This is a genomic window from Pseudomonas sp. D3-27 (genome assembly GCF_051132165.1).
Taxonomy (GTDB): Bacteria; Pseudomonadota; Gammaproteobacteria; order Pseudomonadales; family Pseudomonadaceae; genus Aquipseudomonas.
The window spans coordinates 2,319,894-2,342,132 of the sequence record NZ_CP071667.1; the positions used below are offsets into that span (position 1 = coordinate 2,319,894).

Genomic DNA, 22,239 nt, shown 5'->3' on the forward strand with positions numbered 1-22,239 from the left:
GCGCCCATGGCGGCAGAATCGTTGGGGCGCGAGGCCGTTGGCGGATTCTGCTGTTTGCCGGGGTGTAAACAGTCGATCCGGATTTCTCAACGAGCAAGTTCGGCGTAGACCGTTGCGTCGAACGCTTAACCTGTGAACACACCGCAGCCGCTTCCTGGTTGCGCGGCTCACGATGGGAAATGCCAATGAACAGTAAAGTCGAAGAAACCCCGAGTCTGCTCCGTCAGCGTGATCAATTCGTGCCCCGTGGGCTGGTGACCGCGCACCCGTTGGTGATCGATCGGGCCCAGGGTTCGGAGTTATGGGACGTGGACGGTAAGCGCTACCTGGACTTCGTCGGTGGCATCGGTGTGCTCAACATCGGCCACAACCACCCGAAAGTCGTCGCGGCGGTGCAGGCTCAATTGCAGAAAGTCTCCCATGCCTGTTTCCAGGTCGTGGCCTATAAGCCGTATCTGGATCTGGCTCAGCGCCTGTGTGAAATGATCGGCGGCCAGCACGACTATAAGGCAGCGTTTTTTACCTCCGGCGCCGAAGCCGTGGAAAACGCCGTGAAAATCGCCCGGGCCCACACTAACCGCTCGGCAGTCATTGCCTTTCGTGGCGGCTTCCATGGGCGGACGTTGCTTGGCACCACCCTGACCGGCATGAGCCAGCCCTATAAACAGAACTTCGGGCCGTTCGCGCCGGAAGTCTTCCACACGCCTTATCCAAACGCGTATCGAGGCGTCACCGGCGAAATGGCGCTCCAAGCGCTGGACGAGCTGCTGGCAACCCAAGTGGCGCCCGAGCGAGTGGCGGCGATCATCATCGAGCCGGTGCAAGGTGACGGCGGTTTCCTCTCGGCGCCCACCGAGTTTCTCCAGGGCCTGCGCGCGCTGACGGACAAACACGGGATTGTACTGATCCTCGATGAAATCCAGACCGGCTTCGGACGTACCGGCAAATGGTTCGGTTTCCAGCATGCCGGCATCCAGCCAGACCTGGTCACCGTCGCCAAGAGCCTGGCCGGTGGCTTGCCGCTGTCGGGCGTGGTCGGCAAGGCCGCGATCATGGATGCGCCGCTGCCCGGCGGCCTGGGCGGCACCTATGGCGGCAACGCGTTGTCGTGCGCGGCGGCGCTGGCGGTGATCGACGCCTACGAGCAGGAACAGCTTTTGGCCCGCGGCGAGGCGTTGGGTGAACGGTTGCGCCAGGGCCTGTTGGCGTTGCAAACGCGCTATCCGCGCATTGGCGATGTGCGGGGCAAGGGTTTCATGCTGGCGATCGAGCTGATCAAGCAGGACGATGCGCGTACGCCGGATGCGGAGCTCAACCAGCGGCTGATCGACGAAGCCCGTGCCGGTGGGCTGCTGGTGATCAAGTGTGGGGTGTACCGCAACGTCCTGCGTTTCCTCGCGCCGCTGGTGACCACCGAAGCGCAGATCGACGAAGCGTTGCAGATTCTCGAAGGCGCCTTGGCACGGGTCTGTGCCGTTTAGGGAGCGTTGATCGATGGGACATCATCGGAGGCTTACAGATGAAGCTGACTGAATACCAGGCGTTGCTGATCGACTGCGATGAGGTCCTGGTGGATCGTGATTCAGGTGTCTGGGCGGCCTTGCAGCCGTTGTTGGAAAACCATGCCGGACCATTGGACAAAGCCGCGCTGCTCGCCGATTTCAACGAGGTGCTGCAATCCCTGTATCCGCGCTTCGGCGAGTTGGGCTTCAGTGGCCTGCTGTGTTTCGCCCACCGTCAACTGGCCGAGCGCTGGAAGCTCAAGGCCAGTTGGGAGGAGGGCATGAGCTTCGCCCGCTCGGCCGCGGGCTGGACGCTGTTCGAGGACGCACCGGGAGCGATGCTTTACTTGCGCAAGTTCTATCGGTTGTTGGTATTGGGCGACCGCGACGCCGAGGACCGTGGCGTGTTGTGCGGGCGCCTGGGCATCGAGCCGGAGGATTTCATTTCGCTGGCGAGCGCGCCGCTGCAGGATCGTGACTGGCTGGACGCCAATGGGCTGGACGCGGCGGCGATCCTTCACGTGACCCGCCCTGGCACAGGGTCGCGGGCGGTTGGGGCGGTGTGCCTGATCTGTCGCGACCTCGACACCTCCCCGGCACCCTGCGCGGCGGACTACTGCATCAACAGCATGGCGGACCTGGTGGCTCAGCATCAGCTGTCTTTACGGCGCTGATTTTGTTAGAAGATTGTCTTACAAACGGCAGGCGAGGGGTATGCGATGGAAGGTTTAGCGAAACTGGACCGGATCGACATCAGCATTTTGGTCGAGCTTCAAAAAGACGGTCGCATGACCAACGTCAGCCTGGCCGACGCTGTGGGGCTGTCAGCCAGCCCATGTCTGCAACGGGTCAAGCGCCTGGAGTCGGCGGGGTATATCTCCAGCTACAAGGCCCATCTCAATCTTGCCAAGATCACCGATTCGGTGACGGTGTTCACCGAAGTCACCCTGAGCGACCACAAGCGTGAGGACTTCGCCAAGTTCGAGTCCAATATTCGCCTCGTCGACGAAGTGCTCGAATGCCACTTGATCAGTGGCGGCTACGATTACCTGGTCCGTTTCATGACCCGCAGCATCCAGGATTACCAGGACGTGATGGAAAGCCTGCTGGACAAGAACATCGGCATCTCCAAGTACTTCAGCTACATCGTCATCAAGTCGCCGGTTCGCAAGGATGAGATTCCGTTGCGCAAACTGTTGCGGCATTGAAGGCGTTCGTCCAGAACCACTGGCCTTTGTCTGCGGTCACTGCCAGGTAACCCTCGCTGATGGAGGACCTGGACATGGACCTGGCCGAGCAATACCGCAACTATATCGCCTGCCTCAATGCCCGTCGGTGGCAAGACCTGGGCAGCTTCGTCGACGACAGCGTGCACTACAACGGAGCCCCGGTGGGCCTGGCGGGTTATCGGGCGATGCTGGAAAACGATGTGGGCACGATCGCGGACTTGCGTTTCAATATCGACCTGCTGGTGGTCGAACCGCCGAATGTCGCGAGTCGTTTGCTTTTTGATTGCTCGCCGCGCGGACGTTTCCTCGGATTGGACACCCACGGTCGGCGGATTCGATTTTCCGAGAACGTGTTTTATACCTTCGACCAGGGCAAGATCGTTCGGGTGTGGTCGGTGATCGATAAGGCGGCGGTGGAGGCGGCGCTGCAACGCCAAAGCCCTTTCGAAGAAGGGCCTTGAGCAAAATCATGTGGAACGAGCAGGCTCGCTCCACAGGGGTTACCGTCCAGGGCGACCCGAGCCTCATTCCTTGAGGAAAGTCAGCAGGTCCTGATTGAGACGGTCCTTGTGTGTCTCGGTCAGCCCGTGCGGCGCACCGGGATAGACGAGCAACCGGGCACCCTTGATCAGCGCTGCCGAGGCGCGGCCTGCAGCGTCGATGGGCACGATCTGGTCATCGTCGCCGTGGATCACCAGCGTCGGCACGTCGAATTTCTTCAAGTCGCCACGGAAGTCGGTCGCCGAGAATGCCGCGATCGAGTCATAGGTGTTCTTGCTGCCGCCCTGCATGCCTTGAACCCAGAACGATTGGATCAGGCCTTGGGATGGCTTGGCGCCTTTGCGGTTGTAGCCGTAGAACGGACCGGACGCGATGTCCAGGTACAGTTGCGAGCGGTTCTCCAGGGAGGCCTTGCGCAGGCCGTCGAAGACTTCGAGCGGCAAGCCGCCGGGGTTGGTATCCGTCTTGAGCATCAGCGGTGGAACCGAGGACACCAGCACGGCTTTTTTCACCCGGGCTGTGCCATGGCGACCGATGTACCGAGCCACTTCACCGCCCCCCGTCGAGAAGCCGACCAGGGTGACATTCTTCAGGTCCAGCGCTTCGATGACCGCCGCGAGGTCGTCGGCGTAGTGATCCATGTCGTTGCCTTCCCAAGGTTGGCTGGACCGCCCATGACCGCGGCGGTCATGGGCGATCACGCGGTAGCCCTTGGACGCGAGGAACATCATCTGTCCTTCCCAGCTGTCGGAATCCAGCGGCCAGCCGTGGCTGAAGGTGACGACCTGGCCATTGCGCGGGCCCCAATCCTTGTAATACAGCTGGACGCCATCTTTGGTGGTGATGTAGCTGGCGGACTGCACCACGCTGCCGATTGCCGAGGCGCTGGCGCCGGCCTGGACAGGTGTCGCCGCTTCGGCGCCGAGGGTGGCCAGGGCCAGGGTTGCGACAGCCAGGGTGCGGTTGATTGTGTTCATCGTTTCTCTCTCCATAAGGGACGGTTTGATCTGCCGAGATCGTCGTCGATCCCGTTGGTGGGCAGATTAGAGAGGGCGCAGCGGAACGAGAACGGCGCTGGCGTCGATAGCAACTATGGGGATTTCAGATACCCGTGTTCTGCTTCCTGGGTGTGCAGGGTTTTGTGGCAAGGGAGCTCCCTTGCCGCAAAACAGCAGGATCAGCATTTGTAGACGATGCCCAGCCTGCCCATGATTTCCAACGCATTGGCCAGGCCCAGACCGTTCATCGGCAGGCATGCAAACGCTTGGTACTCGTCGAAATGCGTGCCGATGGCCAACAGCTTCAGATCGTGGATTTCCAGTCGTGCATTGAAATACTGGAGCAGCGCCCGCTCCCAATCGTCGGCGTGATTGACTGCATCGACGACTGTGCCGTCGGGCGTGGGGATTTCAATGCCCCGTTCGCGCAGGGGGGCGAGGGCGTTGATGGCGTAGACGCCAGACAACGACCATTCCTTCCACTCGAACTCAGCCATCCGATGCGTGCTGACAAGGGCCGATTGCAGCTGAGTCCACGCCCAGTCCCATCGGCCGGTAGCCGCCGGCATGTTTTCGATCAGCGCTTGCGCGTGTGTCTCGTCGAACAGGCAGTCGAACAGGTCCGCCAGCGTATCGGCCGGATCCGGTGGTGGCGTTTGCCCCTGAGTGTCCAGGTCACGACTCAGACGCTGCCACAGGCTGCCCAATTCCAGCCAATCGTCCTCGTCCATGGCATCGTCGATCATCTGGGCCTTGTGGCCTCGGTGGTAGTTATCCAGCCGCGTCTTGCGCACACGTACCGCGCCCTCGGCCAGGTCGACCTTATAGCTGCTGTGGTCCAGGTAGTTGGTCTGGAGAACGATGCGATCCACGAATATGTCGTGGACGAGGCTTTCCTCTGCGTCGAAATAGGCCGCGCCTTCGAGTGTGCCGTGGGCGGTGATGACGCGTTGAAGCGACAGGGGGTCAATGGGGTTCAAAGAATCAGCTCTCAGGGGAAACGGTCGAGTCCGGTCCGGCTTCAGCCGCCATTTTCAGTCGGTCGGCTTTGCTGATGTATCGGTCTTTGCTTTTCGGTGCCAGCTTGGCACTGGCTTTTTTGGCGTTGGCCTTGAGCAACTGGTTTATTTTCTTGCGACGATTCATGTTGTTCCACTTGGGCGCGTAAGAGGCTGGGGGTCGATCATACCGCCAGTCGAATAAGTTATCGCCGAAAGTGTAGCGCTGATTTTGAGCCCTGCATCAACGCACCCGGCTGCGACTCTGCACCGAAAGATCCAGCGCCTTTTGCATGTCCAGCCGTGCCGAACGCCCTACGTCCTTGTCGTTGAGCTGGTAATTGCGCTCCGACGGCAGGATGGGTGCGGTGAGGTCTTCGCCGTCCATTTGTTCGAAGTCGTGATTGTCGCCAATGGTCATGGCGCTGCGGCGCAGGAGCATGCGCAGCTGTTCGGGGTGAAGTTGCGGGTTGATCGACAGCATCGCTGCCAGCAGGCCGGTGACCATGGGTGTGGCGTACGATGTGCCGCAATGCACCGCGCCATCCTCGCCGGCATTGGGCGTCGAGGCGTGGGTGCACGCGGCGGCGGTGATGTCGACGCGCATGTCGATATTCGAGGAGTTGCGCTTGACCTCGTAGCCTGGGTCATCGACGGCGACGCCGGCCCGTTCGCTGCGCTGGTGTCCGCCGACCACCAATAACTGTTCGGTAATGAACGAGGAGGGCAGGCGGTATTCATCGGTGCCGGAGAATGACGACCCATTGCCAGCGGAGTTCACCACCACCACGTCGGGATGTTCCTTGCGCAGCCACAGGAAAAACTCTTCCAGCAGTTCTTCGTAGCCGCTCATGGCAATACCCGAACGCAGCAGCGAATCGACGTCATCGCCCTTGACGTCTTTCGCTCCCACGCGGTGGATGCCCCAGCTCCAGTTCAGCACACGCACGCCATCCTCGACGAGGTTCACCGAGGCGGCGATGTTGGCTGTGATCCCCGCGTCCGAATTTCGCTCGACGATCACTTCGAAGCCGCCGCTCGCCTTGTCCAGGCCCCGCAGCAAACCGGTGTTGCCACCATCGTTCCAGCGCGCGGCGAGAATGCCGGCGACGGTCGTGCCATGGTTGTCGGGTTTGTTCGCATCACGGGCGTACACGCAGGTGCGCGGCATGGAGCAGGGGCCAAGATAGTCGGCAAAATCCGCCGTGTCGAAATCCACGTCACGCTCGATCAAGCCGATGCGCACCGGCTGCGGTTGGATCGGCGCCTGCTGCCCGGGGATACGCCGCTGGTAGTAATGCACCGCGTCGAGAAAGCGATTCGCGGCCCATTCATCGGAGCCCTGGGCCGGTTTCTTGGGCTCTTCGGGCTGGGTGGGCGCTTGCTCGGTTTCTTCGGCCCCGGACTCTTCGATCACTACGGCATCGACGCTGGTTTCGCCGCCCAGGCGCAGCACCAACGCGTCGCGCTGCATCAGGTCCCTGGCCGGCAGGCGCAATTGATACACGTTGAGCGGCGCGATGCTGCCGACCACCCTGGCCCCGTACTTGTTGGCGAGACGTTCCGCCTCCTGGCGGCCATCGTGGCTTTCCTCGATCAACACGCTGACCAGATCCACATAGGTGGTCAGGCCGTCCATGTTCTTGGTCACCTCATCCGGCCCGGCCGCGACGACATGACTGCTGCGCAGGGTCAACCAGACGGCATTGCTGGCGCGCGGACCGTCTTCCAGCCAGAGCGGCCCGCTTTGGTAGTCGGCCTTGTCCAAATGCAGACGCAGGCGTTGGCCGTCACGCTGGACCCTGTCAGCGGGAATCGCTTTTTCACCGAGTTTCAGTTGCGGCGTTGCTTCACCCAGCCCTCGCGCGGTCAAGCACCACTCCTGGCGCTCGATTTCGAGCAAGTCGCCGCAGCGCTTCAGGCTTTCCAGGCGCAACGGCTCTTGCGCCATTGCAGACGTGCCGGCAGACAACGCGATCAAGGTGACGAGGACAGCGGATCGTAAGGGCATGGGTGAGGTTTCTTTGCCGGGGTTTGCTGTTCCGACCGCTGTGTCGATGGCTTCGTTCAGGCAATGGCGCCAGCCGTCATCAAAATTGAACAACCGAACCCGCGCCGAAATCCGATCCATAGGCAACTGAAAAACGGGGAACCCTATGTCTCGTCCACCCATGATCGGAATCATCGCCTGTTCAGGCAAGGTCGGCCCACACACCGTCCAGCTCAGCAACGACAAATACGCACAAGCCGTCGCGACCGCCGCCGAGGCACTGCCGGTGATCCTTCCGGTGGTTGCGTCACTGATCGATCCGGCTGACGTCATCGCTGGCCTGGACGGGCTGCTTTTCACCGGCTCGCCTTCCAATATCGAACCCCATCACTACGGCGGCCCACCCAGCCCGCCTGGCACCGAGCACGACCCGGCCCGGGATAACCTGGCGCTGCCGCTCTGGCGCGCCGCTGTCGAGGCCGGTCTTCCGGTGCTTGGCATCTGCCGCGGCTTCCAGGAAATGAATGTCGCTTTTGGCGGCACGCTCCATCAACAACTCAACGGCCCCGGCGCCGAGCACGAGCCGCCGAGCAACGAGCCGGTCCAGGACCAATACGCCCGCAACCATGCACTGACCGTGCGACCGGGCGGGGTGTTGGCGCGGTTGGGGCTCAAGGAACAGATCGAAGTCAACTCCGTCCACGGCCAGGGCATCGCACGGGTGGGGCAGGGTTTGCGCATCGAAGCCGTGGCGGAGGATGGCCTGGTGGAGGGGCTTTCGGTGGAGGGCAGCCGGGCGTTTGCGTTGGGGGTGCAATGGCACCCGGAATGGGAAGTGACGGAGCATCCGGATTATCGGGCGATCTTTCGCGCGTTCGGAGAGGCGTGCAGGCAGCGGGCGAGCTAATCCGGTTCGTGACACAGACGCAGATCTTGTTGCCTTGCCGGCCCACACCGTCTGAGGAAAACGGAACGGGCAATTCGAGAAGCGTCTGACAGCGCCGCATGAGTCCCTTGCGATAGCGTCCGTCCTGAATTTTCAGGATGAGAATCGCGATTCGTGACGCGCCCAAACAATCTGCCAAAAGTCAAAAATCCACGTTCCGGCGAAGGGCACAACATTTCCTACCGGGACATGACGTCCAGCGAGCTGGCCGAGTACGAGGCACTCCAGCGCAGTCATGACGCCATGCTTGCGCGACAGGCCGCCTACGAAAAGGAAAGATGGGGCAAGGTCGAAAAAAAATCCCTGCCCATCACCGGGTCCGTTTTCGCTAAATGCTGCGAGCTCCCCAACGGCATCATCGACTACAACAACCCCCATGGTTTCATTCCGCCGGAGCTGGTCAAGCAGTACGGCGACTTGAAGTGGCTTGGCGGCCGCGAGGCCGACGATTCCGGGACTGTCCCCCTCAAGCAGATCGGCTCAACTGCAATTCCCGCTACATTGGGCAGACTCGCCCTGGGCGGCTGCGCCGCGACAACTGCGGGAGCCGCTGCAGGCACGGTTGGCGCGGCGCTGTTAACGGGGATCGTCGCCTTGCTTTGGCCTTCCAGCCTGGGCGACAGCGCGCTCTACAGCGAAGACCAGCTACGCCAGCTAAAAAAGGCCCGCAGCCGCATGCGCTTGAGCATCGAGCAACAGGCCGACGGCAGTATCAAGGGTTACGGTTTCTACACCGGTCAGAACCGCGGCTGGGAAATGGTCGACGTCGTCCACCTGACGCCGCGCGCCGACCAATACATCGCCGACCTGGGCGATGGCATCGAACTGATCTGGACCCCAGCCACCGACCCCTCCGAAACCCTCGGCATCCCCGCCCTGGAAGCCGCCCCCCAAACCCCGCATATCTGGATCTACCCGTCGACGCCGATGGCGGACAGCATCATCGTCAATCCGATCTATCCGCCGGAGTACAAGGATTTCATTCTGGTGTTCCCGGTGGACTCGGGGGTTCGGCCGGTTTATGTGGTTTTGAGCATCCGCCGAAAGGGTCTGGCCGAGGCGGGCCACGACTATCATCCTGCTCCGAAGACACATGAAATTACGGGCTTCTCTGGTCTGAAGAAAGGCAAGAAGAAAACTCCGGTGCAAGGAGGCGGAGGCTTAAGAGATCGCTGGCTCGACGCCAAAGGCCGGACCATTTACGAGTGGGATGCCTCGCACGGTGAACTGGAAGCTTACCGAGCAAGCGACGGAAGTCATTTAGGTGCATTCGATCCAATTACTGGCGAGCAGACAGATGGCCCTAAGAAAAATCGCAGCATAAGAAAGTATTTGTGAGGATCAAAAGATGGGACTCAAATTGCGACTTGAGTGGTATAGCAAGCAAACGGAATCCTTCGAAGGAGAAGAATATACAGAGGATCTGGGTGATGATGGCTCGGTCGTGGAGGCTTTAGGCATCCCGTTCGATAACAACATAAATAACGGGGGGTTTGATCTCCTGTTGGACTGGGTAGGAATTATCCAGCCGTACTTTCAGCATTCAATCGATTGGGCGAACTACGACTATCAAATAGCTTTTGATTATCTAGATAGCTGGTAATCGAGAGGAGAAAACGGGACAGATCTATTTTGACTTCAACCGCCCCTCGATCGCCACTCGCACGCAGCCCCAGGCGATGACGCCGATGATCAGCAACTCTGCCAGGCCGATAATCAAGTGGAATGAAAAGGCCACGGGCTGTTCGGTCCAGTAGAAAATCGTCGGGCGAGTGCTGCCGATGCGTATCCGTCCGGTAAACAGCGACGGCGTCCATGCGATCAGACGGGTCAGCTCCAGCACAATCAGGAAAGCGCCAATCAAGGCGAGCAGGGCGCGTGCGGGGATGCCTAGTTGTTCGGTCGACTCAGCCGAAGGTGTGAGTGCCTTCGCTTTGTGTTGCCTGGCGATCTTCGCCGGCGTCGGAGTAGGCCTGTAGGGCACTTTCGAAACGGCCGTCGAACCGACAGCAACCTCCGTGGGCATCGGTACTTGCAGGTAGTCGCTCAGCTCACGCAGCCACCGCTCGGTGCGTTCACTGCCCGGCACCACCGCAACGTTGTCACTTGTCAGGCGGTGGGTGGCGCCATCGCGCATCACCAGCCACAGTTGGGTGTTGGCTGGTTTGGCCTGTTGATGGCGGCGGAGCTCGAGGTGCTTGACGGCGTCGAACCTAAACACCGAATGCACCCGTTCGCGGCGTGCAAAGAAGTTCCGGGTACGGCGCTTGCCTTCACCGTCGATACGCGACAACAGCAAGGTTTCGCGGGTGCCGGTGTAAAGCATCAGCGCCAAGCCTAGGGCAGGAATCAGCAGCAGCCCGAGCACGAGCAGGAGTGAGGCCAATGGATCCATGCCTGTCGGCGACAAGTCGGCATCTGTGATTGCGAGCACGGCCGCCACTGGAAAAATGAAAGTCATCGCGCTTGTCAGCAGCACGAATCCGCCCTGCACCCAATTGATCGAGTGGATATGCAGGTCATCCCGCGCGGTACGCTCGAATCGATATCCAATCAACATGCAGACCTCCTGGCGCACCACTTTCAAGACCGCTTCAAGTTGCGAACAGCCGGTTGGCCATGGCTGTTTTCTAGCCGCGCAGAATACCTCTTTCGGCGGGTTCTCGGCATGCTTGATGGTCTGTGCGCGTAGGCATAACCACCGCCGACCTGCCAGTTTTCGGTCGATCCGGAACACCGCCAGGCAGGCATTCGGAATGAATTGGGGCCTAAGTCAAACGCCAAAACGCCCGATACGGTGTATCGGGCGTTGGGGTGGAGATGTCCATCTGTCCTAAAAACTGCCTCCCTCGATGTGGTAGACCTTCGGTTCATCCGAAAAATATTCCTCCAATCCCATCATGAATATCCGATGGTCTTCACTCTCTTCGAAACCCGGCGTGTGATCTTCAAGTGACTGCCATCTCACGATCAGGTTGAATTGTTCAGGGGTTTCAATCCCGGGCGCCAGCAAGTGACCGCCGTATCCCTTTGCACGGGTGAGCAGAGGAGCGACCTCGGCAAACGCACGTCGGAACATTTCAATGCGGTCCTTGTGAACGGGGAGCAGGGCGATCTCGTAAATCATGGCGTACCTCGAAATGACATGAACGGTTAAAAAGTACGGGCTTATGAGATGAGCGATGGCTCAACGGCGATCGCGATTTTTCCTAGAACGCCGTTGTTGGGACTTTCCAGCCGTGCATGGGCGAGCGGGATGTCGGCAAGGGAATAGACCGCGCCAACGTGTGGCCGCAACTGACCTCGTGCTATCAATGCACTCAACTCATCGAGTTTGCCTCGGTTCTGCCTTGTGAAAACGAAGTGATAACTCGCGTTCTTGCCCCAGGCCTGAACCAGGTTTTGCGGTTGTGCAATGTCCACGATGCTGACTACGCGACCAAGCTGTGCAAGTGTGTCCGGGCTGCGTGAAAGTGCATTGCCGCCGATGGTGTCAAACACGACGTCAACCCCACGGCCTTCTGTTTCTCGCATGATGGCCTCGACGTAGTCCTCCTTCTCGTAATCAATGACGACATCGGCCCCCATACTGCGCGCGAACTCGAAGTTCGCCTCGCGCACGGTCGTGTATACCCGTGCTCCGATGGCTTTCGCCAACTGGATCGCCACGTGACCGACTCCTCCCGCGCCGCCGTGTATCAGAATGCTTTCTCCCACTCTGAGCGACGCACGCACGACCAGTGCTTCCCACGCCGTCCCGCCAACCAATGTCAGGCTCGCCGCCTCAAGGTGGCTTAGCAACGGAGGCTTTTTGCCGATGATGCTCTCAGCAGCTACGTGGTACTCGGCGTAACTTCCTGGGCCATCGAATATTTGCGGGGTGTACCAGACTTCGTCTCCGGGAGCGAAGGCTGTCACGCCCGGCCCAACTGCTTCGACAACGCCCGAAATGTCGTGTCCGGTGATGGCCGGCAGTGGCACCAGATCCGGATAGTCGCCGCGTCGGACCTGGTAATCCAAGGGATTGATGGAGGTGGCATGCACCCGGACCAGGACTTGCCCTGCATGCGGCACGGGTTTGGGCACATCGCGAAGTTCAAACGATTCCGCCCCGCCAAATGATTTCAATACCATCGCTTTCATAATGACACCTCATATCTATAAAAAGGGATATCGAGATATTTCGATATTTTACGGCAAAAAATTAGAGCTCTTTCCCTATGATTTCAGCAAGGGTGCTGATGGCCGCTTCATTACGCTTGTAGTAAGTCCACTGACCGATGCGCCTGACTTCCACCAGGCCCACTCGTTGCAGCGTCGCAAGATAACCAGACACCGTGGACTGGGACAATCCGATGCCTTCCTGGATACTGCTGACGCAAACGCCCACCGTGAGAACGTCACCTTCATCCTGCGCAGGGAAGTTCTTTGTCGGGTCCTTCAGGCCTTTCAAGATTTGAAGGCGTGTAGGGTTCGATAGGGCTTTAAATACTTCGATCAATTCCATGAAGTGGATAATATCGAGATTTACCGATATGTCAATACGATTTTCAATGAATCCTTTGGGCGGTAGAGAACTCCGCGCTTTGGGTCACCCCCAACACAATCCCTGCGCCTTGAACGTTTCAAGCGCCGCCACCGCGCCGGCATCGAGAAAGGGGCAGGTTTATTGATTAAATAAACCTGCCCCTTTTCGTTTAGAACTCCAGCGAAGCACCGTCCTCCGGAATGTCTACACGCCCCTCAATCCCTTGCTTCTTAACATAGGCGCGCAGTTCTTCACGAGTGAGGGACATATGGTTGATCGCGTCCATGTGCACCGCGACAATGTGTGCGTTTTTCGCGGCTTTTGAGGCGCGAAGCACATCATCTTCACCCATGATGATCGAACCTTCGAATCCCGCCATTTTTGCTTTGCCGGCGTTGAGCACGATTACTTCCGGACGGTACTGGTTGATGGCCTGGTCTACCTCGTTACGCCAAATCGTGTCACCGGCAAGGTAGAGAGTCTTATAGCCTGGCGCCTGGAAAACCACGCCCATGGCTTCGCCCAGAGGTTTTGCGAGCGCTGGCACGGCATACATTTCGTCAGTGCCATGCTGGCCGCCGGTCTTGGTGATTTTGACGCCGCCGAATTCCGCTTCGTCAGTTAGTACGCGTACGTCCTTGAAACCTTGGGAACGAATCAGTTGCGCATCTGCTTCATGTTGAGCGAACAACGGAATGTCTTTAGGCAGCGCTTTTTGTGCGGCATCGTCCCAGTGGTCCAGGTGTGTATGGGTGACGATGACGGCGTCGACCCCGGCGATAACCTTCTCCGGCGATTGGGTGAGATCAACCAAGGGGTTGCGAAGGTTGCTTCGATAGGTGTTTTCAAAACCCGGATAGGCGCCTTTTTTTGCCAGCATCGGATCGATCAGGAAGGTGGTGTCACCGAAGGTGATTTTTACCGTCGCGTTGCGGACCTGCTGCAAATCCAGTTTATGAGGGGCGCCAGGCGCCTTGGGAGTAGTTGAACCGGCGTACGAAGGGGTAGCGGCCACGGCGCAAGCAATGCTGAGGGCAAGCTGTAACGTTCTGAGTTTCATAAAAATCATTCCTGTTGTTTACCACGAGGGGTCCATTCTTGCCGAATGTCTCGGGGGTCAACAGTGGCCCGAACGACACATTTCGATATAATCGGGCCAACTGATCAACGTTGTTCACCTTGAGCCCTACGGGGCGAACCGAGGCTGCCCCCATGCTCTCCGTACGCGTTGCTGTTTTAGCTTTCGAAGGCGTCAGCCTTTTCCACCTTTCGGTGCCGGGAATGGTATTGGGAACCGCCCAGCCTGCGCCCGATGGGCCTCGGTATGAAATCAATTACTGCGCAGAAGTGCCCGGAATGGTCGGTACCGACCAAGACATTGGGTTGTCGGTAAGCCTCGGCCTGGGGCTGATGGAAACCTGCGACGTCATCATCATCCCGGCGTGGGGCGATCAATCCCTGATTGCATCGCCCCAGCTCGTGGAAGCGCTGCAGCTGGCCAACACGCAAGGCAAGCTCATTGTGGGATTGTGTTTGGGGGCATTCGTCCTCGGCGATGCCGGGCTGCTCGATGGAAAGGAAGCCACTACCCACTGGGCTGCCCGTGACCAGTTTGCGCAACGTTTTCCCAAGGTTCGATTCAAACCCGAGGTGCTTTACGTCCGTGCCGATAACATCGTGACGTCCGCGGGCACCGTAGCGGCAATCGATTGTTGCTTGCACCTGGTGCGCGAGCGCCTCGGTGCGGACGTGGCGAATCGCACCGCGAAAATGCTGGTGACGCCACCTCACAGGCCGGGAGGCCAGGCGCAGTATGTTGAACACCCAGTGCCAGCATTCGCTGGCGAGACTCATTTATCCGACGTCCTGACATGGGCCCGAATGAATCTGTCCAGTGACCTGTCTCTCGACGCTCTGGCAGACACGGCGAAGATGAGCAGGCGAACGTTTACCCGTCGGTTCAAGGAGGCGACGGGCACAACCGTGTCCAAATGGTTAACTGCTGAACGAGTGGCCAGAGCGCAGGCATTGCTGGAAACGACTGAGTTGCCCATCGAATGCATCGCAGGGGAGGTGGGGTTTGGGACGTCATTGTCGTTGAGGCAGCACTTTGGCGCGCATCTGGGGACGTCGCCTTCTGATTATCGGAAGATGTTTTGTCTTGGGGTGGGGCGCAAGCGTTGATGGAGATGTATCTTTCGATGGTCTTGCTCACCCCCAACGCGTTCCCAACACAATCCCCTGCGCCTTGAACCCCTCAAGGGCCGCGACCCCCACCGGCATCAACTCACGCACCGTCACTCCTGCCGCCTCGGCCAACGCAACCAGATGCTCCCGCCCGCTGCGCCTATGCTCCGTCAGCGAAACCAGCAGCGCATAAGCCATTGGCGCAAGGCGTGAAAACGTCACGTGCCCACCACGGCGCTGAAGCAGGACCAACGTCGGGGCTGTTGGTTTGTCGATGGGCCGATGATCCGGCCCGATGTCGCACACCGGCCATTCATAGGCGTGTGCCCACGCGAGTTCCGACATCACGGGCGTGCCTTCAACCAGATTGCCGTGGGGATTGTGTGCGGGCTCCACCGCATCATTCAGCAACAGGGCGCTTTCGCTCCATTCGTGTTGCGCCAGCTCGGGCAGCCAGGCGGGGTGGTTCTGCGAGCTGGCACGTTGTTCCAGATAGCTGACAAACTCCCCGCCCAGCTGCGTGAACAGTGGCGTCTGGCAACGGTAGTTCGCGTAAAAATCGTGGACCAGCCATCGCCAGTCAGCGTCTGGCAGGGTTTGGTGGATGACCGGGAAGCTGGCGGCCAGCAGCGATTCGATGCTGCCGATGAACAGTTGCCGGTAGACGGCCAGGCGTCGGGTTTCAATTCCCGGCGGTGGTGGGTTTTGAGGATTGCGGACGTAATTGGCCATGCAGTTGAGTTGGTCGAGCAGTTGTTCAGGCATGGCGGGCCTCCGGTGTTGCCGGGCAAGCGAGTTTTTGAAGGTGTTTGATCTGCCCGACTTCAGCGAGCAGTTCCGACAAGGGTGGGAAGTTGTAGTCGCGTTCCAGCAGGGTTGGTACCGAGCCGAATCGTTGATACGCCTGGTGTAGCAGCGTCCAGACGTCTTGCTTGACGGCCGCGCCGTGGGTGTCGATTTTCAAATCCTCGGCTTCGTCAAAATGGCCTGCGACGTGCAGGTAGGTGACGCGTTGGGCCGGGATGGCGGCGAGGAACTTCTCGGCGTCGTAACGGTGATTGATCGCGTTGACGTAGAGGTTGTTGACGTCCAGCAGCAGGTCGCAGTCGGCTTCCTGTAGCACGGCGGTGATGAAGTCGATCTCGCTCATGGCCTGGAAGGGCGCGGCGTAGTAGGAGATGTTTTCCACCGCGATGCGCTGGCCCAATACGTCCTGAGCCTGACGAATGCGGGCGGCGACGTGATGGACGGCTTCTTCGGTAAAGGGGATCGGCAAGAGGTCGTAGAGGTGACCGCTGTCGGAGCAGTAACTCAGGTGTTCGCTGTAGAGCGCCACGGCGTAGCGATCGAGGAAGCGGCGAGTACCACGCAGCAGTTCAATGTCGAGGGGCTGCGGACCGCCGAGGGACAGGGACAGGCCGTGGCAGGTGATGGGGTGCCGTGCGGCGAGTTGGTCGAGTTGTTCGGCGTAGACGCCGCCGACACCGATCCAGTTGTCCGGGGCGCACTCAAGGAAATCCACGGCGCTGGGGGCCATTTCCAGTAGGTCGCTTAGCAGGGCACGGCGAAGGCCGAGTCCGGCGCCGGAGGGTGAAGTGAACGTGCTCATCGCGCTTCTCCAGGGGATGGCCAAACCCTCCCGGCCTGGGCGGCCGGGAGGGAGGAGCGAAGGGGGATTTACTCCTTGGCCTGGCTCATATGGATGAACAGTTCGGTCGGTACTTTCTTGCCATTGGCTGTGTATTGGCCGGTGCGGTACTTGTAGGTTTCCGCCTCGGAGAGGTAGCCGTCGTGGTTACTGTCAATCTTTTCGAACTCGGCTTGCTGGGTCGGCGCGACGGTGAGGAATTCCTTCAGCGACACACGAGCATCGTCGTCAGTGTCGGTACGAGCGAAGGACGCGTCGCCACATTTGCCTTCACCGCACTTGCCTTCTGCCGCGGTGACTTTTTTGCCCGATTCGGCGGCACCGCATTTGCCTTCACCACACTTGCCTTCAGCCTGTGTGGCCTTTTTGGCCGATTCGGCAGCGCCACATTTGCCTTCACCGCATTTGCCTTCGGAGGTCTTTTCAGCCGAAGCCAATTGATAACCCTGGGCCAGGGCGTCAACGGCGAAAGCGGACTGGGCCAGGCCCAAACCGCCGGACAAAGCCAGGGCGGCGAGGGCGAGGCGAGCGGAGTTCGAATTTTTTGTACGCGTCATGAGATTTCTCCAGATAAGAGCTGTGTGGCCCCTGGCAAGCGTTGCGCGGGGCGTGTGCCGTGGCGGTGTCACGTTGCTTGCCCGGTGCTCGGCACGTCGGGTCGAAGCAAGGCGGGACTGGCCTGTTCGGACGGGGCCATTTGGCGCTTGTCGTGTATCTGGGATGTGTCATGCGGCGGTGTGTTTGTATTGCTGTGTGTCGTGGATACAGAGCGCTGCGAACCTTTTTCCGCTGATCCGTATTTTTCGCTTACAGGTGCGTCTGTAACGGTCTCAGTTCTCGTCCCACAATTCGATCGTGCCGCAATGGCTCTATTGGGAGAAAGCTCATGGCGAAGATGGCGATTTTTTTGGGTGGTTTCCTGGCGCTGACGCTGCTGATTGGTGTGCTGGCGACGATCTCGCCTGTTTAAGACAGCTTTTTGTGGCGAGGGAGCAAGCTCCCTCGCCACACAGCTTTCACTTGAGAAAAGATGCGCGGATCAGCGGTGCAAGATCACCTGCGCAATGTCCAGCAACGGCATCACCCGTTGGGCGGCGTTGAGTTTGATCGCTTCCTTGGGCATGCCAAAAACCACGCAACTGGCCTCGTCCTGGGCAACGGTGGCGCTGCCGGCATCGAGCATTTCCTTGAGGCCGCGGGCGCCGTCGTCGCCCATGCCGGTCATGATGATGCCCGTGGCGTTACGGCCGGCGAACTTGGCCACCGAGCGAAACAGCACATCCACCGAAGGGCGATGGCGATTGACCAACGGGCCGTCCACCACTTGCACGTGATAGAACGCGCCGCTGCGGGTCACCATCATGTGCTTGCCGCCGGGGGCGATGAGCGCCAGGCCCGGGTGGATGCGGTCGTTGTTCTTCGCTTCGCGCACTTCGATCTGGCACAGGCTGTTGAGCCGGGCGGCGAATGAGGCGGTGAATTTTTCCGGCATGTGCTGGACGATGACGATGCCCGGGCACACGCGCGGCAGGGCCGTCAGCACCGCCTCCAGGGCCTGGGTGCCGCCGGTGGAGGTGCCCATGGCGACGATGCGTTCGGTGGTCTGGGCCATGGCGTGGCCGTTGGCGGCGGGCAGCATCGCGTCAGCGCTGAGTTTGGCCGCCGGGGTCAGCGGGGCGGCCGGGGCCGGGCGTTTACCCAGGTTGCGGACGTTGACCTGGGCGGCGGCGCGGATGGCCGAGACCAGTTCCGACGCCGAGTCCAGCAAGAAGTTCTTCAGGCCGCTAGTGGGCTTGGTGATGATTTCCACCGCGCCGGCGGCCATGGCTTGCAGCGTGGTTTCCGCGCCCTTGGGCGTCAGGGAAGAACAGATCACCACGGGCGTGGGCCGTTCGCTCATGATCTTTTTCAAAAAGGTAATGCCGTCCATGCGCGGCATTTCCACGTCCAGCACGATCACGTCGGGCCATTCCTTCGCCAGTTTATCCATGGCGAAGATCGGATCGGACGCCGCGCCGATAACGTTGATGTCCGGCGTGTCACTCAGGATCGCCAGTAATACCTGACGGACCACGGCGGAATCGTCCACCAGCAATACATTGATTTTTCTGCCTGGCATGGTTAATTCAAGGTCCTTATCGGTTGGTGCCTGACCCAGACATCGCCATTGCACAGGTCGAAAACAATACTTCGGTAGCCAGTGCTACCCATGTCCTGGGCAATCAGGTCCAGGCGATAGAGGGCGGCCATTTCCAGCGCGGCGTTGACGTTCAACCGCGCCACGTCGCCGAACGCCACGTGGCGTTGCAGCTCGGGAAACATTTCGCCGCCGCCGAACAGCTTGAGCTGGTATTCCTCGGGTTCGGTGCGATGGGCCCGCGCCTGGCGGACGAACAACTCAAAGGCTTCATCGGCGTACATCCCATTTAGCGCCGTGGAGCAGCGTACCCGGTTGGGCAACATGAAGTGGCACATGCCGCCGATCTTGCGCCGTGGATGCCAGAGGGTGATGGCAACGCATGAGCCAAGGATCGTGCGCAGCCGGGTCGGGCAGGTCGCAAAGCGAAACTCCCCAGGCCCCAGATAGACTTCGGCGACTGGCTTTATCGCGGCGTTCATGGCTTGCGATAAATCGAAGGGGCGACCAGCTTTAACGCATCGCAAACGCCGTTGAGGCTCTCCGAATGGCTGACGATGAAATACCCACCGGGCTTGAGCCGGGGGATCAGTCGGGCAACCACTTTGCTTTTGGTGGGCTGGTCGAAATAGATCATCACGTTGCGCAGGAAAATCACATCGAACTCCCCCAACTCCGGAAGCGTGTCGTTGAGATTGACCTGGATGAAGTTGACCCGGTTGCGCAACGCCCGATCGATGAGGAAGGTGCCTTGCTGATTGCCGGTGCCCTTGAGGCAATATTTCACGAGTAACGAATGGGGCAGGTTGCGGGCGCGCTCCATCGGATAGTGCCCGGAACGGGCCTTCGCCAACACTTGCATGCTGATGTCCGAGCCGATGACTTCCCAGGGCGTGGTGCCCAGGCTTTCGGCCAGGGTCATGGCGAGGCTGTAGGGCTCCTCGCCGGACGAGCTGGCCGCGCTCCACAGGCGAAAGGTCTTGCCGGGTGTCGCATGGGGCAGCACGTGATCGCGTAGAAAATCGAAGTGCTTGGGCTCACGAAAAAAGTAGGTTTCGTTGGTCGTGAGCAGGTCCAGCGCCACTTGTAATTCGTCGCTGCGCTGGCCGCTCATGATCAGCTTGAAATACTCGCCGTAGCTGTTCAGCTCATAGTGCTTGAGGCGCTTGAACAGGCGCCCGGCCACCAGGGCTTTCTTGGCCGGCGACAGGTTGATGCCGGCGGCCTGGTACAACCAGGATTGAAACTGGCCGAACTCCCGGTCAGTGAGCGCCATTGAATTCACTGTGCGTTCCTTGCAAGTGTCCGTGCTCATGAGTCTGGCGCTTCCAGTGCGGCGGGGCTGGCCTGGGCGAGTTCGGACATTTCGTCGATGGACAGCACCCGATCCACCTCCAGGACGATGACGAACTTGCCCTCGACCTTCGCCATGCCGCTGATGAAGTCGGCGCGAATTTTCGCGCCGAAACTCGGTGGCGGTTCGATCTGCGAGGCCGGGATTTCCAGCACCGCCGATACAGTGTCCACCAGCAGCCCGATGTCCTGGGCCAGGCCGTCAGCGCTGGCGGCCTCGATGATCACTACGCAACTACGGCGGCTGATGGTGGAGTTCGGCCGGCCAAAACGGGCCGACAGATCCACCACCGGCACGACCGCGCCGCGCAGATTGATCACTCCGCGAACGAAGGCCGGCATCATCGGTACGACGGTCAGGTTGCCGTACTCGATGATTTCCTTGATGCACAAGATGCCGATGGCGAACATCTCTGTGCCGAGCATGAACGTCAGGTACTGCGCTTCTTCCTCGACCGCGCTGGCGGTCTGACGTGTGGTCGCGATGGCGCCCATTGCCTTTTCTCCTTTAAGCAAGCCTATGGAACCGAGCCATCAGAACCGGGTGAATTCCGATTCGTCCGGCGCGCTGGCCATGTTGTAGGCAAACGCCTTGGGCATCACCGGTGCCGGTGCCCGGGCCGGTTTACGGCTGGACGGGCCGGGCGTGTTATCGACCCGGGCGACCTGGAGGGCGGCCTTGGGCGGCGTGTCCAAGGTGAAGAAGCTCATGGCCTGTTGCAGTTGTTCGGCCTGGCTGCTCATCTCTTCGGCGGTGGCGGCCAGCTCTTCGCTGCTGGAGGCGTTCTGCTGGGTCACCTGGTTGAGTTGGGTCATGGCGGTGTTGATCTGCGCCACACCGGCGGCCTGTTCTTCGGACGCGGCGCTGATTTCCTGCACCAGATCCGAGGTCTTGTTGATGGACGGGACCATCTCGTTCAGCAGGTTGCCGGCCTTCTCGGCCATCTCGACGCTGCTGGACGACAGCTCGCCGATCTCCTGTGCCGCGACCTGGCTACGTTCGGCCAGTTTGCGAACTTCGGCAGCGACCACTGCGAAGCCTTTGCCATGTTCCCCAGCGCGGGCCGCTTCGATGGCGGCGTTGAGCGCCAGCAGGTTGGTCTGGTAGGCGATGTCGTCGATGATGCTGATTCGCTGGGCGATTTTCTTCATCGCCACCACGGTCTGCTGCACCGATTCGCCGCCGTCGGTGGCCTCCTTGGCAGCCTTGCTGGCCATGCCATCGGTCACCTTGGCGTTTTCGGTGTTCTGGTTGATGCTGGCGCTCATCTGCTCGATGGATGCGCTGGTTTCCTCGACGCTGGCCGCCTGTTCGCTGGTCGCCTGGCTCATCGATTGGGCGGTGGCGCTGACTTCTTCGGAAGCGCTGGCGAGGTTGTCCGCCGCGTTGCGCACTTCACCGATGATGTGCGACAGCTTGCCGACCATGTTCTGCATGGCGTTGAGCACCATGCCGGTTTCGTCCTTGGAACCGCCATCGATTTTCGCGTTCAGGTTGCCCTCGGCCAGTTGCTCGGCCACCACCGCCGCCTGTTTCAACGGACGGGAAATGATGCGTGAGACGAACAGCGCCAATCCCAGGCCCACCAGCAGGGCCGCGACCAGCACGGCGATGATCGACAGGCGTGCGTTTTCATACAAGCGGGTGCCGTGCGCACTGGCGACGTCAGCGCCGGCCGCGTTGAGCTCGACAAGTTTTTGCAAGTCGTTGGTCACCAGGTCGAAGCGATTCTTGGATTCGCCCTTGAGCATCGCCTGGGCTTGCTCGGTCAGGTTCTGCCGGGACAATGCGAGCAGGTCTTTGCTGATTGCAAGGTAAGAAGCCCAGTCATCGCGGGTGGTTTCGAATGCCTGACGATCCTCAGCGCTGGAGAGCAGTTTCTCGTAAGTGCCCAGGCGCGTTTCGAAGGCCTTTTTGGCCTCCTCGGCTTCTTGCTCGAGGGTGACGCGCTCCTGTTCGGAGTCGGCGGCGATATGGCGATTCTCCTTGAGGCGAAAGCTCGCCGCAAAAAAGCGCATGCCTGAAGCGGCGCGCATGGACGGCATCCAGTTCTCACGGATATCAAGGGCGGTGCCGTTCACCTGGCCCAGTTGGATGATCGAGAACACGCCCATGACGGCGGTCAGCGCCAACACCACGAGAAATGAAGCGATCAGTTTGGTGGCGATTCTAAGGTCGTAGAACCATTTCATTGGGGAATACCTCTCCATGGAGTGTTGAA

The 22,239-nt window shown here is 60.1% G+C and carries 25 protein-coding genes; 8 read left to right on the forward strand and 17 right to left on the reverse strand.

Features of this window, described 5'->3' with window-relative positions:
- Positions 1 to 185: 185 nt before the first annotated feature.
- The 4 genes from gabT (at position 186) to J3P92_RS10775 (ending at position 3,192) form a co-directional block, all read left to right on the forward strand.
- Positions 186 to 1,481 carry a 4-aminobutyrate--2-oxoglutarate transaminase gene (gabT, locus tag J3P92_RS10760; RefSeq protein WP_434650725.1) on the forward strand — a complete coding sequence of 432 codons (1,296 nt, stop codon included), beginning with the start codon at positions 186 to 188 and terminating at the stop codon, positions 1,479 to 1,481.
- Between the two features lie 38 nt (positions 1,482 to 1,519).
- Positions 1,520 to 2,176, forward strand: coding sequence for an HAD family hydrolase (locus tag J3P92_RS10765; RefSeq protein ID WP_434610906.1), 657 nt, complete (start codon positions 1,520 to 1,522; stop codon positions 2,174 to 2,176).
- Between the two features lie 45 nt (positions 2,177 to 2,221).
- On the forward strand, positions 2,222 to 2,710 hold the full coding sequence (locus tag J3P92_RS10770; RefSeq protein ID WP_420767674.1) for an Lrp/AsnC family transcriptional regulator: 489 nt from the start codon (positions 2,222 to 2,224) through the stop codon (positions 2,708 to 2,710).
- Positions 2,711 to 2,784: 74 nt separating this feature from the next.
- Positions 2,785 to 3,192: an ester cyclase gene (locus J3P92_RS10775; RefSeq protein ID WP_434651115.1), complete on the forward strand. Its 408-nt coding sequence runs from the start codon at positions 2,785 to 2,787 to the stop codon at positions 3,190 to 3,192.
- A gap of 63 nt (positions 3,193 to 3,255) precedes the next feature.
- Here the strand turns inward: J3P92_RS10775 and J3P92_RS10780 are convergent, their stop codons facing one another.
- The 4 genes from J3P92_RS10780 to J3P92_RS10795 all read right to left on the reverse strand — a co-directional run bounded on the left by J3P92_RS10780 (position 3,256) and on the right by J3P92_RS10795 (position 7,239).
- Positions 3,256 to 4,209, reverse strand: coding sequence for an alpha/beta fold hydrolase (locus tag J3P92_RS10780; RefSeq protein ID WP_434610909.1), 954 nt, complete (start codon positions 4,207 to 4,209; stop codon positions 3,256 to 3,258).
- A gap of 200 nt (positions 4,210 to 4,409) precedes the next feature.
- Positions 4,410 to 5,210 carry a DUF6630 family protein gene (locus J3P92_RS10785; protein ID WP_434650727.1) on the reverse strand — a complete coding sequence of 267 codons (801 nt, stop codon included), beginning with the start codon at positions 5,208 to 5,210 and terminating at the stop codon, positions 4,410 to 4,412.
- Positions 5,211 to 5,214: 4 nt separating this feature from the next.
- Entirely contained in the window at positions 5,215 to 5,376 is a 162-nt protein-coding gene (locus J3P92_RS10790; RefSeq protein ID WP_420767676.1) for a DUF2986 domain-containing protein, read from the reverse strand.
- A 96-nt stretch (positions 5,377 to 5,472) separates the two neighbouring features.
- Positions 5,473 to 7,239 (reverse strand): S8/S53 family peptidase, encoded by a 1,767-nt coding sequence (locus tag J3P92_RS10795; RefSeq protein ID WP_434650729.1) that lies wholly within the window; start codon positions 7,237 to 7,239, stop codon positions 5,473 to 5,475.
- A gap of 145 nt (positions 7,240 to 7,384) precedes the next feature.
- On the opposite strand from J3P92_RS10795, the gene J3P92_RS10800 reads away from it, so the two are divergent.
- From J3P92_RS10800 to J3P92_RS10810, 3 genes are all read left to right on the forward strand, one after another.
- Positions 7,385 to 8,125 (forward strand): gamma-glutamyl-gamma-aminobutyrate hydrolase family protein, encoded by a 741-nt coding sequence (locus tag J3P92_RS10800; RefSeq protein WP_420767678.1) that lies wholly within the window; start codon positions 7,385 to 7,387, stop codon positions 8,123 to 8,125.
- A gap of 153 nt (positions 8,126 to 8,278) precedes the next feature.
- Positions 8,279 to 9,502 carry a colicin E3/pyocin S6 family cytotoxin gene (locus tag J3P92_RS10805; protein WP_434610915.1) on the forward strand — a complete coding sequence of 408 codons (1,224 nt, stop codon included), beginning with the start codon at positions 8,279 to 8,281 and terminating at the stop codon, positions 9,500 to 9,502.
- 10 nt (positions 9,503 to 9,512) lie between these two features.
- Positions 9,513 to 9,767 (forward strand): colicin E3-like toxin immunity protein, encoded by a 255-nt coding sequence (locus tag J3P92_RS10810; protein ID WP_434610917.1) that lies wholly within the window; start codon positions 9,513 to 9,515, stop codon positions 9,765 to 9,767.
- 24 nt (positions 9,768 to 9,791) lie between these two features.
- Here J3P92_RS10810 and J3P92_RS10815 read toward each other — a convergent pair whose 3' ends face one another.
- The 5 genes from J3P92_RS10815 to J3P92_RS10835 all read right to left on the reverse strand — a co-directional run bounded on the left by J3P92_RS10815 (position 9,792) and on the right by J3P92_RS10835 (position 13,752).
- Positions 9,792 to 10,724 (reverse strand): hypothetical protein, encoded by a 933-nt coding sequence (locus J3P92_RS10815; protein WP_434650731.1) that lies wholly within the window; start codon positions 10,722 to 10,724, stop codon positions 9,792 to 9,794.
- Between the two features lie 273 nt (positions 10,725 to 10,997).
- Positions 10,998 to 11,291, reverse strand: coding sequence for an antibiotic biosynthesis monooxygenase family protein (locus tag J3P92_RS10820; RefSeq protein WP_420767681.1), 294 nt, complete (start codon positions 11,289 to 11,291; stop codon positions 10,998 to 11,000).
- Between the two features lie 41 nt (positions 11,292 to 11,332).
- Complete coding sequence (locus tag J3P92_RS10825) at positions 11,333 to 12,307, reverse strand: zinc-dependent alcohol dehydrogenase family protein (protein WP_434650733.1); 975 nt, start codon at positions 12,305 to 12,307, stop codon at positions 11,333 to 11,335.
- Between the two features lie 61 nt (positions 12,308 to 12,368).
- Positions 12,369 to 12,671: an ArsR/SmtB family transcription factor gene (locus J3P92_RS10830; RefSeq protein ID WP_434650735.1), complete on the reverse strand. Its 303-nt coding sequence runs from the start codon at positions 12,669 to 12,671 to the stop codon at positions 12,369 to 12,371.
- A 190-nt stretch (positions 12,672 to 12,861) separates the two neighbouring features.
- Positions 12,862 to 13,752 (reverse strand): MBL fold metallo-hydrolase, encoded by an 891-nt coding sequence (locus J3P92_RS10835; RefSeq protein WP_434650737.1) that lies wholly within the window; start codon positions 13,750 to 13,752, stop codon positions 12,862 to 12,864.
- 152 nt (positions 13,753 to 13,904) lie between these two features.
- Here J3P92_RS10835 and J3P92_RS10840 point away from each other — a divergent pair, with 152 nt between their 5' ends.
- Positions 13,905 to 14,876 (forward strand): GlxA family transcriptional regulator, encoded by a 972-nt coding sequence (locus tag J3P92_RS10840; RefSeq protein WP_434650739.1) that lies wholly within the window; start codon positions 13,905 to 13,907, stop codon positions 14,874 to 14,876.
- Positions 14,877 to 14,903: 27 nt separating this feature from the next.
- On the opposite strand, the gene J3P92_RS10845 is transcribed toward J3P92_RS10840, so the two are convergent.
- The 8 genes from J3P92_RS10845 to J3P92_RS10880 all read right to left on the reverse strand — a co-directional run bounded on the left by J3P92_RS10845 (position 14,904) and on the right by J3P92_RS10880 (position 22,210).
- Positions 14,904 to 15,644, reverse strand: coding sequence for an HvfC family RiPP maturation protein (locus J3P92_RS10845; RefSeq protein ID WP_420767686.1), 741 nt, complete (start codon positions 15,642 to 15,644; stop codon positions 14,904 to 14,906).
- On the reverse strand, positions 15,637 to 16,488 hold the full coding sequence (locus J3P92_RS10850; protein WP_434610933.1) for an HvfB family MNIO-type RiPP peptide maturase: 852 nt from the start codon (positions 16,486 to 16,488) through the stop codon (positions 15,637 to 15,639). Before J3P92_RS10850 ends, J3P92_RS10845 begins: the two co-directional genes overlap by 8 nt.
- Before the next feature lie 68 nt (positions 16,489 to 16,556).
- On the reverse strand, positions 16,557 to 17,084 hold the full coding sequence (locus J3P92_RS10855) for an HvfA family oxazolone/thioamide-modified RiPP metallophore (protein ID WP_434610936.1): 528 nt from the start codon (positions 17,082 to 17,084) through the stop codon (positions 16,557 to 16,559).
- Between the two features lie 482 nt (positions 17,085 to 17,566).
- Positions 17,567 to 18,646, reverse strand: coding sequence for a protein-glutamate methylesterase/protein-glutamine glutaminase (locus tag J3P92_RS10860; protein WP_434563591.1), 1,080 nt, complete (start codon positions 18,644 to 18,646; stop codon positions 17,567 to 17,569).
- A gap of 2 nt (positions 18,647 to 18,648) precedes the next feature.
- The gene (cheD, locus tag J3P92_RS10865; protein ID WP_434563593.1) at positions 18,649 to 19,146 is read right to left on the reverse strand and encodes a chemoreceptor glutamine deamidase CheD; all 498 of its coding nucleotides are present in this window, start codon (positions 19,144 to 19,146) and stop codon (positions 18,649 to 18,651) included.
- Positions 19,143 to 19,979, reverse strand: a complete 837-nt coding sequence (locus J3P92_RS10870; RefSeq protein ID WP_434650742.1) for a CheR family methyltransferase — start codon at positions 19,977 to 19,979, stop codon at positions 19,143 to 19,145. The genes cheD and J3P92_RS10870 overlap by 4 nt, the downstream gene beginning before the upstream one ends.
- Entirely contained in the window at positions 19,976 to 20,512 is a 537-nt protein-coding gene (locus tag J3P92_RS10875) for a chemotaxis protein CheW (protein WP_420767692.1), read from the reverse strand. Before J3P92_RS10875 ends, J3P92_RS10870 begins: the two co-directional genes overlap by 4 nt.
- 39 nt (positions 20,513 to 20,551) lie before the next feature.
- Positions 20,552 to 22,210, reverse strand: coding sequence for a methyl-accepting chemotaxis protein (locus tag J3P92_RS10880; RefSeq protein ID WP_434650744.1), 1,659 nt, complete (start codon positions 22,208 to 22,210; stop codon positions 20,552 to 20,554).
- Positions 22,211 to 22,239: the final 29 nt, after the last annotated feature.